Origin of the sequence: Streptomyces sp. NPDC003077 (assembly GCF_040611095.1) — a bacterium.
Classification (GTDB): domain Bacteria; phylum Actinomycetota; class Actinomycetes; order Streptomycetales; family Streptomycetaceae; genus Streptomyces.
The window spans coordinates 71,216-85,572 of sequence record NZ_JBEXNM010000017.1 but is presented as its reverse complement, the minus strand read 5'-3'; the positions used below and the strand labels follow the sequence as shown (position 1 = coordinate 85,572).

Below are 14,357 nucleotides of genomic sequence, written 5' to 3'. Positions count from 1 at the left end.
CCGGAAGCCGGTGCGCGAGTGTGGCATCGGATGTGGCGTGTGCCGTGACAGGCCGACGGTCCGACGCCCCGACGATCCGGCCCCGCCAACGGCCCACCGCGCCGCGGCCGGTGTCGAGCCGGGCCGGACCGCTGGAGACATGCCGGGGGCCGGCCGGCGGCGGGCCGGCCGCGGCGTGGAGGTCCCGAGGCGGACGCGCGCCGCTGAGGCGCGGTTCCCCAGCCCGCGTATAACGCCAAATGGGTGGAGTATCCGTAAATTACTCGTATGACTTCTTGCGCTCGCCCCGGTGGCAAAATCCAAGCCATATGCCGGGGGTTAGCTGGCGCAAATGGGTCACGGTCTTCCGCTCGCGCGCGGGAGATGGCAATATCGTGGGATAGTAGAGCCTGCACCTTTGGTGCCGGTTATGGATAGGGGTCCTCTTGCGGCAGCAAAGGAGCTGCCGCTTTCTTGTCGCCCGCCCGATCGTCCAGTTGGCCGTCATTCCACCTATCGGAACTCCCTTGGCTGTGCGCGGGGTCTGTGGATAAGGTGGGTGATCGTTGGGGAAGGCCACGGCAGGTGGGCGGATGATTTCTCGGTCTTCGACTCGGCCGTGGTCTGGGTTCGATTTCAACTATTGTTGTCCGGCCGGTTGGGCCCTGTGATTCAGGTGGTGCGCTGCGCCGCGCCGTGCGCGCGGACGCATTACGTGTGGTGTTCAAAATTCCTCGTGCAAAAGGGGGCAGCGGTCGTGGAGAACGGTGGTACTCCGTCACTGTTCGTTGAGGAACTGGAGCGTCTGCTTACTCAGCGGAACCTGTCCTGGCGGCGCCTCGCCGACCTGGTCGGCTACCATCCCAGCTGGCTCAGCAAGGTCCGGCACGGCGCGCCCCCCTCGGCCAGTCTCGTCAAACGCTGCGATGACGTACTGGAAGCCGGCGGAAAGCTCATCGAACTCGCCGCGGTGAAGTACACGCATTCCCCGGCGCAATTGCCCGCCCCGCCGGCGGGCTTCGTCGGCCGGGAAAGCGATCTTTTACGCCTGCGCAGTTTCCTGATGGGGCGTGGCGACGCGCGCGGCACCCCAATTGTTGCCATCGACGGCCCACCAGGCGTCGGCAAAACGGCGCTCGCGCTCCGCGCGGCCGACGAAATCATCAGGTCCGAACCGAATGCGTTCCCGGACGGCCAGCTCTACGCGGATCTCAAAGGGTATGCGAAAACGGGGCTTCCCGCGCGTTCTGCGGACGTTCTCGAAGAATTCCTGGTATCGCTCGGAATGCCGGTCCAGGACATCCCGGCCGGAACGGAGCGGAGAGCGAAACTCTACCGCTCACTCCTCTCCTCCCGGCGCGTTCTCATCGTGCTGGACAATGTCGCCTCCTCGGAACAAGCCGAACCTTTGCTGCCTTCCGCGGCCGGCTGCGCGGTCGTCCTGACCAGCCGTCGAAGACTGAGCGGGCTGGCCATGCGGGTCGGCGTGGAGCGGATTCTGCTCCAGCACCTCTCCGAGGAGGAGAGCCTCGAAATTCTCGCCACGGTCATCGGCTCCGGGCGCGCGGAGGCGGAAGCGGGGGCCGTGGCGGCCCTCACGGAGCTGTGCGGGCGTCTCCCGCTGGCCCTCAGGATCGCCGCCGACCGGGTGGCGGCGCACCCCCACCACCCGATCAGCGAACTCGTGGAGGAACTGGCGGCCGGACGGCAACGGCTCGACGGTCTCGCCAGCCACGATTCGGTGACCGTCCGCTCGGCCTTCGAGTGGTCCTACTGCGACTTGAAAGACGAGGAAGCCCGTACTTTCCGGTTCCTGAGTCTGCATCCGGGCCCGCACGCGGGTGTGGCGTCCATCGCGGCGCTCATCGATCGCCCCGTCCTGGAAACCCAGCAACTTCTGCAACGCCTGCACGAAGTCCACCTCCTGGAGGGGGTCTCCTGCAGCCGGTACCGTTTTCACGACTTGCTTCGGCTCTATGCCGCGGAGCGCCTCGAAAGCGATGACGACGCGGACCAGCGCAAGGCCGCGGTGGGACGGCTCGCCGACTGGTATCTGCACACGAGCATCGCCGGCGCGCACACGCTCGTCCCTTTTCGCGTCAGCCTCATCGACCTTCCCCGGCCGGACCGTTCCATCAGCCCGCTGCACTTCGAGGACGATGAGGCCGCGCTGCGCTGGTTCGACACCGAGGCCGCCAATTTCGTCCGGATCCTTCGGCTCGCCGTGGACCACGGTTTCCACGAGAACGCCTGGAAACTGGCGATCGGCCTCTACGACTACTTCTGTCTGCTCCGCAAACCCGGAAGCATCTGGCTGGCCATCACGGCGGTGGCGCTGAAGGCCGCGCGGGCCTCCGGCAGCCGGTTCGCCGAGGGCTGGCTGGAGACCGGTGTCGCCGAGGGCTACCGGTGGCAGCGCCAGTACAAACGCGCCCAGCAGCACTTCGAGTACTCCCTGGCGATACGGCGGCAGATCCGGGATCCGCACGGACAGGCGTGGACGCTCGGCGGCATGAGTTTCCTGGCCGTCGACCAAGGGCGCTGGCAGGAGGCGCACGACCGCGCGCAGGAGGCGATGACCCTGTTCACCGGGCTCGCCGACCACGACGGATCGGCCTCCGTGCTCCTGACCCTGGCCGATTCCTACTGCGGCTGGCACCGGTACGACCAGGCGCTGCGAACGCTCGGCAAGGCCCTGGACATCTTCCAGGAGATCCGGAACTACGACGGGCAGGGACGGGCGCTGACCAGAATGGCGGGGATCCACACGGCGCAGGGCCGGCACGCGTCGGCCCTGGTCTGTCTGGAGCGGGCCCTGGAGACCCGGCGCGCGGCCGGGGCCCGCGGGGGCGAGGCGGACTGCCTGTACCGGTACGGTTGCACGCTGGAGAGGCTGGGGCAGCCGAGCCGCGCCGTGGCCTCCTGGAAGAAGGCCCTCAGCCTGTACGAGGAACTCGGCGACGTCCGGGCGGACGAGATCCGCGCGCGCATCGAGAGGTCGTTCCTGCCGCGGGCGGAGCGGCAGCGGCGGGGCGACCCGATGGCGTGCTGGAGCTGAGCACGCGGTGCTCCCGGCGTCATGGGACGGGCGCGGGACGCCGCCGTGGGGAACTGACGCACCGGTAGCCCGGCCGCCCGTCGCGGACGGGGGAACCGGGTGGGCCCGCCCGCGGAAGGGCCGGGTGCGTGGCGCTCCCCGTGCCTGGCCCGCGAGGCAGGCGAGCGGACGCCGCATCCTGTGGGGCGGCCGGTCCATTCCCCGGGGGATGGACCGGCCGCCCTTTGCCGTTGGCGGCGTCCCGCCCGCGCGGCCCCGCGGCGGATGTGCCCGCGGCCCAAACGCCACGTTTCCCCTAACTCTCAACGGGCCAACGCTTGTTGGCGGGCGCGGTGATCGCGTCGTATGGAGCCGGACGCGACAGCCGTGATGCCCGTTGTTCGGAGGAGCTCTGTCCCGCTGATGACCGAATCGACGTCCCTGGCCTATCAGGCCGGGAAACCCGCCCCGCCCCGGAGTTCCCCGTCCCGCCTGGGCCGCGCCTACGGCTTTCTGGGATCCGCGTTCGTCGTCGCGGTCGCCTATGTCGACCCGGGCAACTTCGCCACCAACATGAGCGGCGGCGCACGCTACGGCTACCTCCTCCTGTGGGTCATCGCCTCCGCCAGCGCCGCCGCGGTGTTCGTGCAGTACCTGGCGGCCAAACTGGGCATCGCCACCGGGCGGAGCCTGCCCGAGCTGTGCCGCGAGCACTACCCGCGACCGGTCACCTTCGGGCTGTGGGTCCAGGCCGAGCTGGTGAGCATGGCCACCGACCTGGCGGAGTTCGTCGGCGCGGCGGTGGCGCTCAACCTGCTGTTCGGCGTGCCGCTGCTGCCCGCGGCATGCGTCACGGCGGCGGTGTCCCTGACGATCCTGACGCTGGCCCCGCTGCGCCGGCGGCGTTTCGAGACCGTCATCGTCGCCCTGATCCTCATGGTGTCCGCGGGCTTCGCCTATCAGGTGGTGCGGTCCGGACCGCCGGTCTCGGCGGGCGCCGGGCTGCTGCCGGGGTTCGCGGGTACGGACAGCGTCCTGCTGGCCACGGGCATGCTCGGCGCGACGGTGATGCCGCACGCCATCTACCTGCACTCGGCCCTCACCCAGGAGCATCACCACGCCTCGGTCACGGCCCGCAGGAAGGCGCTGCGCTCCTCCGTGAAGGGGCTCGCCTGCGCCCTGGGCATCGCCGCCGTCATCAACGGCTCGATGCTGCTCGTCGCGGCGGCCTCCCTGCACGGAACGCCGCTGCCGCACGAGTCGCTGGCCGACATGCACGACGGGCTCGGGAAGGTGCTCGGCGCCGACACCGCCCTCGCCTTCGCCCTGGCGCTGCTGGCCTCGGGCATCGCCGCGTCCAGCGTCGGGACCTACGCGGGCCAGGTGATCATGTCCGGTTTCCTGCGCACCCGGATTCCGCTGCTCCTGCGCAGGCTCCTGACGATGACGCCACCGCTCGCCATCCTCGCGCTCGGCACCGATCCCACGCAGGCCCTCATCATCAGCCAGGTCGTCCTGTCGTTCGGGATCCCGTTCGCCCTGGTCCCCCTCGTCCTGTTCGGGCGCCGCCGTGATGTGATGGGGCCGCTGACCAACCGCCGGCTGACGACCGCGATCGGCGCGGTGGTGGCCCTGTCGATCTCGGGCCTGAACCTGTTCCTCCTCCACCAGTTGGCGGCCTGACCCCCGCTGTTCCCTGAAACAGTCAACGGGTCAACACTTGGCCCGTAAATCGGCATCGTGCACGATCGACGGGCAATGCGAGAGCGGACCGGTCGCCTCTCGCCCCGGTGTTCCGTACTCGCCGCTCGACACTTCGCCTGGTGGGGGTTTCCTGTCCGTGGCAGTCAATCGACGCCTTGAGATATACCGCTGGAATCAATTCGACGGCGGCTTCTCGCCGAACGATGTCGCCGAGGAGATGAACCGTCCCGAAAGGGGGCCCGAGGGAGCCGTCGACGACCTCGTCGCGTTGCGGCCGAGGAATCCCGGCGGCGACCGCGAATTCATGACCGCGGACCCCCGTGCCCTGATCGACATGCCGACCTCGGTGGACACGTACGCGTCCTTCTTCGACGCCTTGCAGATCGTCGCGAGGACCGGTGAAGACACCAAGGAACTGCTGGACCTGGAGACGGCGTGCGCCCGTATGCACGAGGTGGCGGCGGAGTGCGGGGAGGAGGTCGTCGCCATGATGCCCGGTGGCGGCCGGCCGGTCGCCGAGCTGTTCGAGTGCGGGCCTCCCGTGCTCGGCCAGGGCATCCGCACGAGGCTGCTCCTCCAGCACACCGCCCGGTTCGACAGCGCCGCCCGGGAGCAGGCCGAGGCGCTGATCGGGGCGGGAGCCGAGATCCGCACGGTGGCGCCGCTGTTCGAGCAGCTGATCATCTTCGACGCCCGCACCGCCTTCATCCCCGCCGCCGACGCCGACCGGGACGCGGTGGCGGTGATCCGCGACCCCACCGTCGTCACGTTCCTGCACGCCTGCTTCGGGCGCGCCTGGGCGGGCGCCATGAGCTACGCCCCCCGGCTGGGCGAACTCAGCGCGATCAGCGACGACCTGAAGGACGAGATCCTCCGGATGCTGATCAACGGGGCCAAAGACGACACGATCGCCCGCCGGCTCGGTCTCTCCGTGCGCACCTGCCGGAAATACGTCGCGCAGCTCATGCGGAAATACCGCGTGGCCACCAGGTTTCAACTCGGTTATGCGGTCTGCCGGGGAATGGGGCCGGCGGGGGACTGACCGATCCGGTAACGAGCGGGGCCCAGGCATGCGGCGGCATGCCTGGGCTTTTTTTCTTGCCAAAGTCCGGCAGTTACCGGCATGGCGCCGATGTGCAGCTTCATGAACGGTTCAAGTGTGGACTACGGCAAATTCCCCGGACATAATTTTCGCAGCGATCACGGGGAGTTGAGTATGCCTCGGTACTTTTGCAGACGCCTCCGCGTTGGCGATTCAACCCGATTGAGGTGGTGAGCGATGCGGTTCGAAGTGTTGGGCTCGGTGCAGATTCGTGACGGTGACCGGACCGTGCCGTTGGGCGGCGTGCGGCACGGCGCGACGCTGGCCTACCTCCTGCTGCACAGCAACACGACGGTGACCATCAGCCGGCTCATGTCCGCGGTGTGGCCGGCCAGGGTCCCGCCCACGGGACGGCAGATGCTCTACAACGCGATCTTCCGGCTCCGCTCGGTCCTCTCCTCGGGCGGCGGCGGCGAGAAACTGCTGCGCGAAGGCCCCGGTTACGTGCTCCACGTGCCCGACGACCGGCTCGACCTCAGGCAGTTCCAGGCGCTGGTGGCCCGCGGGCGCCGCGAGCTCGCGGCCGGGCGGTGGAGCGAGGCGTCCGACACCTTCCGCGACGCCCTGGGCCTGTGGCGGGGCCCCGCACTCGCCGACCTCGTCGAGCACGGCTACGCCTGGCCGGAGTGCACCGCCCTCGACAACGCCCGCACGGCCGCGCTGGAGAGCCGTATCGAAGCCGACCTCGCGCTGGGCCGCTACCGGGACGTCATCGGCGACCTGGAGGGGCTGGTCGAGGCCGAGCCATTGCGCGAACAGGCCTGCGGATGGCTGATGCGGGCGCTGTACCAGTGCGGGCGGCAGGCCGACGCGCTGAGCCTCTACCGGCGCACCCGCGCCGCGCTCGTCGACCAGCTCGGCCTGGAACCCAGCCCCCAGCTGCGGGCCCTGGAACGCGCCGTGCTCAACCACGACCTGGCGCACGTGGGCGCCCCGCCCCTGCTCCACGCGAGCGCCGGCAGCCGCTGACCACGCGACCGCCGCCGGCCCCCTGACCCTTCCCTTCCCGACATCCCCCCGTACGGCGCCGTACGCCGACGTGCGACGGCGCACGGCCACCTCTTCTTGCCGGTACGTCGTGCCGTCCGCACCCGGACGCACCGGCATGACGTGCTGTCCGCGTCCGGACGCACCCGCTACGACGTGCCGTCCGCATCAGGACGCGTCCGGACGCGCCCGGCACGACGCAAGGTCTCATCCCCGAAACACCCGACGAAACCGGAGACAACCTCGATGGCCACCATGGACCCATCGCTCGTCACGTCGGTCGAGCAGTCCTCCCTCACGGACCTGGGGGGAATCAACATCGACGACATGATCGACTATGTACACAAGGACCTGAAGAAGCTCCCCGAGTACATCGACCTGTACAAGCGGTACTTCAAGCACCGCTGGAACGCCTACGACCTGGACTTCAGCCAGGACGTCGTCGACTGGCGCACCAAGATGACGGAGGAGGAGCGCTCGGCGTTCAAGGAGATCGCCGCGGCGTTCCACCACGCCGAGCGGCAGGTCGAGATCGAGCTGCCGGTCTTCATGCTCTCCGGCAGCGAGGAGGCCAAGCTCTACCTGTCCACCCAGATCGAGGACGAGGCCCGGCACACGCTGTTCTTCGACCGGTTCTACCGGGAGGTCGTGGGCCTGCCGGGCGACTCGGTGGAAGAGCTGCTGGCCGCCTCGTTCGACTACGTTCCCGAGTCCTTCGTGGGGTCCTTCGGGCTGATGGCCCACCTGTCGGACGACCTGCGCAAGGACCCCGAGAACATGGTCCTGAAGGTGCGCTACGCCACCGCGTACTTCTTGTGGATCGAGGGCGTCCTCGCGCTCAGCATCATGAAGATCACCCTCACCTACTGCCGGACCCGGGGCTACCTGCCCGGCTACTACACCGGGTTCATCGCCTCGTGCCGTGACGAGGCCCGGCACGTGCAGTTCGGGATGCGGTTCCTGCGCGACGCGATCCAGGAGGACCCGCGCCTGGTGCACGAGGTGTACGAGACCCTGCGCACGGAACTGGCCATGAACGGCGGCGTCAGCAAGCCGGCGCCGCTGGAGCCCCTGGGCTGGGACGCCGAGGCGGTCACCGAGTTCATGATCCGTCAGGTGGAGAACAAACTGTCCGACGTCGGCATCGACCTGCCGCCGGACATCGCCGCGATGGTGGCGAACATCCAGCCCGAGATCGCGGGAGGCTGAGCCATGGGCACGACGATCAGCGAGCAGACGGTGCGGTTCCTCACCGCCGAGTGGGCGGAGGCCGCCCGGGTCCACGTGGACGGCGGGCCGGGCGAGGACGTGGTGGCGGCCAAGCAGGAGAGCTACTGGGAGTGGATCGCGGACACCCGCGCGGCGTGCTCCCAGGCCTGGGCCCTCGGCGTGCGCGAGGCCGACGGCACGACGTCCTACCTGCGCCTGGCGTGGCAGGACGGCAAGTGCGCGGAGGGCACGGTGATCGCGCCGGGGGAGCCGGTGGAGGCCGACTTCGTCCTGGTGGGCAGCGTGGAGACGTGGCGCCGCTTCTACGCGGGCGAGCTGAACCTGCAGCGCGCGGTGGTCGACCGGAAGCTGGCGCTGGAGCGGGGCGACACCCTCATCTTCTTCCGGAGCATCTTCTTCTTCGTCGAGTCGCTGGCGGCGCTGCAGCAGGTGCCCACCAGCTTCGGCTGAGCACGCGGCTGCCCGCGCCCTCGACGAGGAGCGGCGCGGGCAGTTCGCTGTCCGGACGTCTCAGCCGCCCTGGCCGGCGACCGCGGGCACGGAGCTGACGAACGAGCCGTACCGGCCGCGGTGGAAGACCAGCGGATCGGCCGAGCCGAGGGAGTCGGTGAGCCCCACCACCCGGGAGACCACAACGGAGTGGTCTCCCGCCGGGTGCTCCGTGTCGATGACGCACGCGATACGGGCGACGGCGTCCTCCAGCTCCGGGCCGGTGTCCGACGGATTCCACCGCACGCCGGCGAACCGGTCGGCGGAACGCTGCGAGAACTGCCGGCTGAGCCGTTCACCGGCCCGGTCGAGAACGTTCACGCAAAACCGTCCGCGCTCGCGGATGAGCGGCCAGGTGGTCGACGTCCGCGCCGCACAAAGGAGCACCAAAGGCGGGTCGAGCGACACCGAGGTGAACGAGTTGCACACCATTCCTACCGGCTCCCCCTGTGGGCCCGTCGACGTAATGATGGTGACGCCGGTGGGGAAATTGCCGAGTGTGCGCCTGAAGTGTGCTGCATCGATAGTCGTCATGACACTCCTTGACCGGATATTTTTGAAGCAATCGTAGTGGTGCGACCGCCGCCGAGAACTGGGCCCGGCTACAGAATGCCGAGGCAACTTTGTTCTTGTGGCGCATTCATGGAATCCGCGTTCCGGCTTTTACTGAAGCCACGCAGACGAACACGTGGAAGAGAACGAAGGAGATGCGCGTGTCCACTGACCTTGATTTCCGATACGAGCCCGAGGTGCAGGAAGTCGTCGACCGGGCCCGCAAGCTGGTGCCGCTCCTGCGGGAGCACTCCGCCCGCGCCGAGCAGGACCGCCGGCTCGCCCCGGAGGCTGTCGAGGCGCTGCGCGCGGCCGGGTTCTTCCGGATGAGCGTGCCGCGGGCCTACGGCGGCGACGAGTTCGGCATCCGCACGCAGGCCGCCGCGATCGCGGAGATCGGCCGCGGCTGCGCGTCGGCGGGCTGGCTCGTCGGGATCACCGGAGCGGCCGAGACGCTGTCGAGCCTGATCCCGGAGAAGGGCGCCAAGGAGATCTTCGGCGCCACCCCCGACGTGTTCGTGTGCGCCAACGGCGGCCACCACTCCGCCACCGCGACCCGGGTGGACGGCGGGTACCGCGTCACCGGCAAGTTCCCCACCATCTCGGGCGTCGAGATCGGCGACTGGATGATCCTGGCGGTCGTTCCCCTCGTCGCGGACGGCGAGCCCACCGGGGAACTCGTCTCCCTGGCGGCGCCCCCGAAGGAGGGCCGCGTCCACCACACCTGGAACGTGGCCGGGATGCTGGGCACCGGCAGCCACACCGTCGAGTTCGACGGCCTCTTCGTCCCGGAGAGCCGGAGCATCGAGCACCCGCTGGACCCGGAACTCGGACTGCTGAACTTCCCCAAGCTGGAGACCTTCGCCGCGGTCGCGCACCGCACCATCGCGGCCCTGGTCGGTGCCGCGCACGGCGCCCTGGACACGGTGTGGGACATGCTGGAGAAGGGCAAGCCGCTGATCGACACGGTCCACGCGTCCGCGCTCGACTCCCCGGTCGTGCGCCAGTGGCTCACCGAGGCCGTGCACGACGTCGACACGGCCTACCACCACCTGCTGTCCTCCGCCGACATGTTCGACGCGGCAGCCACCGCCGAGGGCACCATGTCGCGCGCCGATCGCACCCGCGCCCGGCTGCACATGAGCTCCGCGCTGCAGAACGCGCGACAGGCCATGGGAAAGCTGCTCGACCTCGGCAGCACCAGCGGCTTCTCCTCGTCGAACCCCCTGCAGCGGTACTGGCGGGACCTGGAGACGGGCAGCCACCACATCCACTTCAACCGCCTGGTCAGCCTGGAGGACTACAGCCGCTCCCTGCTGGGCGTCGACCAGCCGGTGTCGCTGATCCACTGAACCCGGCCGTGCGTGCGCCCCGCCTCACGGACCGGATCCGTGAGGCGGGGCGCACGTGTGCCGGTCAGGTGGAGCCGAACCGGTTGTCGATCGCGAAGCGCCAGCCGTCCGCCCCGTGCACCAGCACGTCGGTCGCCTGCCCCGTCGTGCTCGTCCGGCCGCCCTCCGGGGCGTTCTCCTCCAGGGTCCATTCCGTGACCACGAGCGCGACGTCGCCGGCGATGTAGGTGTGCCGGTACGCGAACTCCACATGGGGCTCGGCGGTCCGGAAGTATTCCCCCAGCGCCTCCCGCAGGTCCCCGCTCTTGCCGAGCGCGACCCCGCGTTCCACGACGGTCAGGCCCTCGTCGGTGTAATGGGACAGCGTCGCGTCCACGTCACCCGAATTGAACGCGGCCGTGTATTTGCGCTTGAGTTCTTCGAAGCCCTTCCGGTGGTCCGTTCCGTTCACAGTGGGCACGGGCAACTCCTGTTCCCTCGGCGGTCGGCACGCGGCGACCTGGTCGATACCGTATTCCGGAGGCTAGCGATTCGGGCTAACCTCCGGATAATCCGCACGAAAACACGCCGCCTGCTTAACGATGGATTAGCGGGTGGTTATTCGGGCTCGGCCATGATGGATACCGCACGCGTCGCGGGCATCGCATCGCGCGCAGAAAAGCGGACCCGCAGGGGTGGAGGACCGAATGAATTACCAGGCGAACGACCTCGTGGACACCGAACTGCACCAAGCCGTTTCCCAGGTCGGCCTCGACGTCGAGTACGTCCGGTCCCGGGGCAACACGATGTGGGCCCGCGGACGCGACGGCGGCGAGATCCCCGTCACCGACTTCATCGGCGGCTACGGCTCACTGATCCTGGGCCACAACCACCCCGAGGTCGTCGCCCGGGCCAAGGAACTGCTCGACCGGGACACCCCCGTCCACGCGCAGGTCTCGCTCCGCCCGGAGGCGGCGGCCGTGGCCGCCGTCCTCAACCGGATCGTGCAGCGCGAGTTCGGCACCGACGAGCCGCACCGCGCGGTCTTCGCCAACTCCGGCGCCGAGGCCGTCGAAGTCGCCGTCAAACACGCCGAGATGGACCGGCGCATCCGGCTCGACGCCCTCACATCGGCGATCGAGGAGCACCTCGCCGACGCGCGCGCCGCGATCGCGCGGGGCGCCGCCGTCCTCGCCCCCGCCGTCCTCACCGCCCTCGGCCTGCCGGCCACGGCCTCCCCCGAGACCGCGCTCGACGCCTTGGAAGCGCGCGCCCACACACTCCAAGCCGCCGGACCCCGGCTGTTCACCCTCGCGGGCGGGTTCCACGGCAAGCTCGTGGGAAGCGTGCAGCTCACCCACAACCCCCAGTTCAGGACGCCGTTCACGGCCCTCGGTGTGGCACCCCGCTTCCTCCCCGTCAACCAGCCGGAAGCGCTGCGCCCGGCGTTCGAGGCCGAGCGCACCACGGTGCTGGACGTGACGGTGGCGGACGGCGTCGTGGACGTCGTCGAGCGCGACGTGCCCGTCTTCTGCGCGCTGCTGGTCGAACCCGTGCAGGGCGAGGGCGGCATCGTGCCGGTCACCCCCGAGTTCGCCAAGGAGATCCAGGCGGTCTGCGCCGAGTTCGACTGCCCCATCGTGGTCGACGAGGTGCAGACCGGGGCCGGACGCTCCGGCGCCTTCTTCGCCGGCTCGCTGCTCCCGCTCCGCGGTGACTACTACACCCTCGCCAAGAGCCTGGGCGGCGGGCTCGCGAAGACCGCGGTGACCCTGATACGCGAGGGGCGCTACCGCCCGCAGTTCGAGCTGGTGCACAGCTCCACCTTCGCCAAGGACGCCTTCTCCAGCGGCATCGCCCGCCGCGTGCTCGACCTCCTGGAGGCCGACGGCGGCGCCGCCTACCGCACCGCCGCCGAGCGCGGCGCCCGGCTCGCCGAGGCGCTGGAGGCGGTCCGCGCCGCGTACGGCGACATCGTCTCCGACGTCCGGGGCCTCGGGCTGCTGGTCGGCGTGGAGTTCGCCGACCGGTCCGCCGTCGGCTCGCCCATGGTCCGGCAGACCCAGCCCGCCGGCCTCTTCGGGTTCCTCGTCAGCGGATACCTGCTGCACGAGCACCGGATCCGCGTCATGCCGACCGGCAGCGCCCCCAACACCCTCCGCCTGGAGCCGTCGATCGCGCTCACCGACGACGAGATCGACCGCCTCGCCGCGGGCCTGCGCGAGGTGTGCGAGGTGCTGCGCGCCGACGACGACGAGCGGCTCACCGCCTTCCTCCGCAACCGCGGCTTCTAGCCCGGCCGGTCGGGCGGGCGCACGAGGCCACGTCGATGCCAGGGGTGGTCGCGGCACGGCGCTGTTTCGACGACAGAGCGGCCCCGGCCCGTCCTCCGGGCGCACGCCGCCGCCTCGGCGGCAGGCCGTCCCTCCGGGCGCACGCCGCCATGCCGACGACAGAACCGAACCCGGCTCGTCCTCCGGGCGCACGTCGCCACCTCCGCGGCAGGGCCCGCCCGCACCCGCCGCCGAACCCCGTCCCGTACCCGAAGCCGTCTCGATCACTCGACGCACGCCGTGCGCACGGAGAGGAAGCAATGTCGATCCATGGTGACGCGGACCGGTTCAGCCGCCTGCTGCTGGTACCCGGGGACGAGCGGGCGGCCTCGCGCGCGCTCTGCCGGGCCGAGGTGCTCGACGAGGTCGTCAACCGGTGCGGCCCGGCGGCGGCGGCCTGGGCGGCCGAGACCGGCCGGGCCCTGCTCGACCTCACCGTCCGCGAACTGGCCGACTGCGAGACCGCCGTACTGACGCCCAAGGACCACGAGCTGCTGGAGCTCATCGCGGTGTGGATCGCCCTGTGGATCGGCGGGGCCACCCCTCCCGACGCGCTCACCGCGGACATCGAGGACGTGGTCCGCGTCCACGTCGAGCGCGGCTTCGGCCCGGACAGCGCGCTGACCCTCATCCGTGTCGCGCACGGGCGGATCACCGCGGACCTGCTGCGGGCCTGCGAGAAGGCCGTGCCCGCCCGGGACCTCCCCGACGCCATGCGGCACGTGTCCGGGGCGGTCTTCGACGCGGTGGAGAGCCTGTGCCGGCTGGTCTCCCGCCGGTTCGCCGTGGAACGCGAACGGTGGCTGACCGGCCAGGCCGCCCAGCGGCGCAACATCGTGTGGGAGATCCTGCGCGGCGGTCCCGTGGACCTCGCCAGGGCGAGCCGCCGCCTGGGCTACGACCTCACGCTCAACCACCTCGGCCTCGTGCTGCGGTCCGAGGACACCGGCCGCGCCGACGGCCTGGAGCGGACCGCCGCACGCGTCCTGGAACGCGCCGGAGCCACCGCCACCCTCCTCGTCCCGGCCGGGGCGGGCCGCCTGTGGGCCTGGGGCGCCGTGCCGGGGACCCGGCCGCTAGACCTGTCGGGCCAGCCGCTGCCCCTGCACCTGCGGGTCGCCGCGGGGCTGCCCGCCGCGGGCCTGGCCGGGTTCCGCCTGACCCACGACCAGGCGGAGACCGCGGCCCGCATCGGCGGGCGCATGCGGGACGTCCACCGGATCCACGAGTACCGCACGCTGGAACTGGTGGCCCTGATGATGGCCGACGAACCCGGCGCCGCCGACTTCGTCCGCCGCGAACTGGGCGCGCTCGCCGAGGACTCGCCGTCGGCGGCGACCCTGCGCGCCACCCTCAAGTGCTACCTGGACCAGGACCGGAGCCTGGCGGCAGCGGCCCAGCACCTCCACGTGGCCAAGAACACCGTCCTCTACCGGGCCAGGAAGGCCGCCGAACTGCGCGGACGGCCACTCGGCGAGAACCGGCTGCACCTGCACGCCGCCCTCTGCCTCGCCGAGGCGCTGGGGCCGGACCTGCTGCGCCGGCCGAACGAGAACGTCCCGGCCCCGCTCCACGCGACGGCCTGACCGAGAGACAGCCCGACCCGGACGGCC

Annotated in this window: 11 protein-coding genes; 9 read left to right on the top strand and 2 right to left on the bottom strand. The window is 70.3% G+C overall.

What is annotated here, in order from left to right; translation table 11 throughout:
• The first annotated feature begins 409 nt into the window (after positions 1-409).
• From ABZX96_RS14585 to ABZX96_RS14560, 6 genes are all read left to right on the top strand, one after another.
• A complete protein-coding gene (locus ABZX96_RS14585) occupies positions 410-3,037 on the top strand; it encodes a tetratricopeptide repeat protein (protein WP_355543374.1) in 2,628 nt (875 codons plus the stop codon).
• A gap of 402 nt (positions 3,038-3,439) precedes the next feature.
• On the top strand, positions 3,440-4,699 hold the full coding sequence (locus ABZX96_RS14580) for an Nramp family divalent metal transporter (protein ID WP_355543371.1): 1,260 nt from the start codon (positions 3,440-3,442) through the stop codon (positions 4,697-4,699).
• Between the two features lie 238 nt (positions 4,700-4,937).
• Positions 4,938-5,762 (top strand): helix-turn-helix transcriptional regulator, encoded by an 825-nt coding sequence (locus tag ABZX96_RS14575; protein ID WP_355543368.1) that lies wholly within the window; start codon positions 4,938-4,940, stop codon positions 5,760-5,762.
• Between the two features lie 237 nt (positions 5,763-5,999).
• Positions 6,000-6,791, top strand: a complete 792-nt coding sequence (locus ABZX96_RS14570) for an AfsR/SARP family transcriptional regulator (RefSeq protein ID WP_355543365.1) — start codon at positions 6,000-6,002, stop codon at positions 6,789-6,791.
• A 273-nt stretch (positions 6,792-7,064) separates the two neighbouring features.
• Positions 7,065-8,018 (top strand): ribonucleotide-diphosphate reductase subunit beta, encoded by a 954-nt coding sequence (locus tag ABZX96_RS14565; RefSeq protein ID WP_355543362.1) that lies wholly within the window; start codon positions 7,065-7,067, stop codon positions 8,016-8,018.
• 3 nt (positions 8,019-8,021) lie between these two features.
• The gene (locus tag ABZX96_RS14560) at positions 8,022-8,489 is read left to right on the top strand and encodes a hypothetical protein (protein WP_355543360.1); all 468 of its coding nucleotides are present in this window, start codon (positions 8,022-8,024) and stop codon (positions 8,487-8,489) included.
• 60 nt (positions 8,490-8,549) lie between these two features.
• Here ABZX96_RS14560 and ABZX96_RS14555 read toward each other — a convergent pair whose 3' ends face one another.
• Positions 8,550-9,062 (bottom strand): flavin reductase family protein, encoded by a 513-nt coding sequence (locus tag ABZX96_RS14555; RefSeq protein ID WP_355543357.1) that lies wholly within the window; start codon positions 9,060-9,062, stop codon positions 8,550-8,552.
• Between the two features lie 179 nt (positions 9,063-9,241).
• Between ABZX96_RS14555 and ABZX96_RS14550 the strand changes: the two genes are divergently transcribed.
• The gene (locus ABZX96_RS14550) at positions 9,242-10,432 is read left to right on the top strand and encodes an acyl-CoA dehydrogenase family protein (protein WP_355543354.1); all 1,191 of its coding nucleotides are present in this window, start codon (positions 9,242-9,244) and stop codon (positions 10,430-10,432) included.
• 64 nt (positions 10,433-10,496) lie between these two features.
• Here the strand turns inward: ABZX96_RS14550 and ABZX96_RS14545 are convergent, their stop codons facing one another.
• Positions 10,497-10,892, bottom strand: a complete 396-nt coding sequence (locus tag ABZX96_RS14545; RefSeq protein WP_355543351.1) for a DUF4440 domain-containing protein — start codon at positions 10,890-10,892, stop codon at positions 10,497-10,499.
• Positions 10,893-11,118: 226 nt separating this feature from the next.
• On the opposite strand from ABZX96_RS14545, the gene ABZX96_RS14540 reads away from it, so the two are divergent.
• Together ABZX96_RS14540 and ABZX96_RS14535 are read left to right on the top strand one after the other, a co-directional pair.
• Complete coding sequence (locus ABZX96_RS14540) at positions 11,119-12,705, top strand: aminotransferase class III-fold pyridoxal phosphate-dependent enzyme (protein WP_355543348.1); 1,587 nt, start codon at positions 11,119-11,121, stop codon at positions 12,703-12,705.
• Between the two features lie 299 nt (positions 12,706-13,004).
• Positions 13,005-14,330 carry a helix-turn-helix domain-containing protein gene (locus ABZX96_RS14535; RefSeq protein ID WP_355543345.1) on the top strand — a complete coding sequence of 442 codons (1,326 nt, stop codon included), beginning with the start codon at positions 13,005-13,007 and terminating at the stop codon, positions 14,328-14,330.
• The last annotated feature ends 27 nt before the right edge of the window (positions 14,331-14,357 follow it).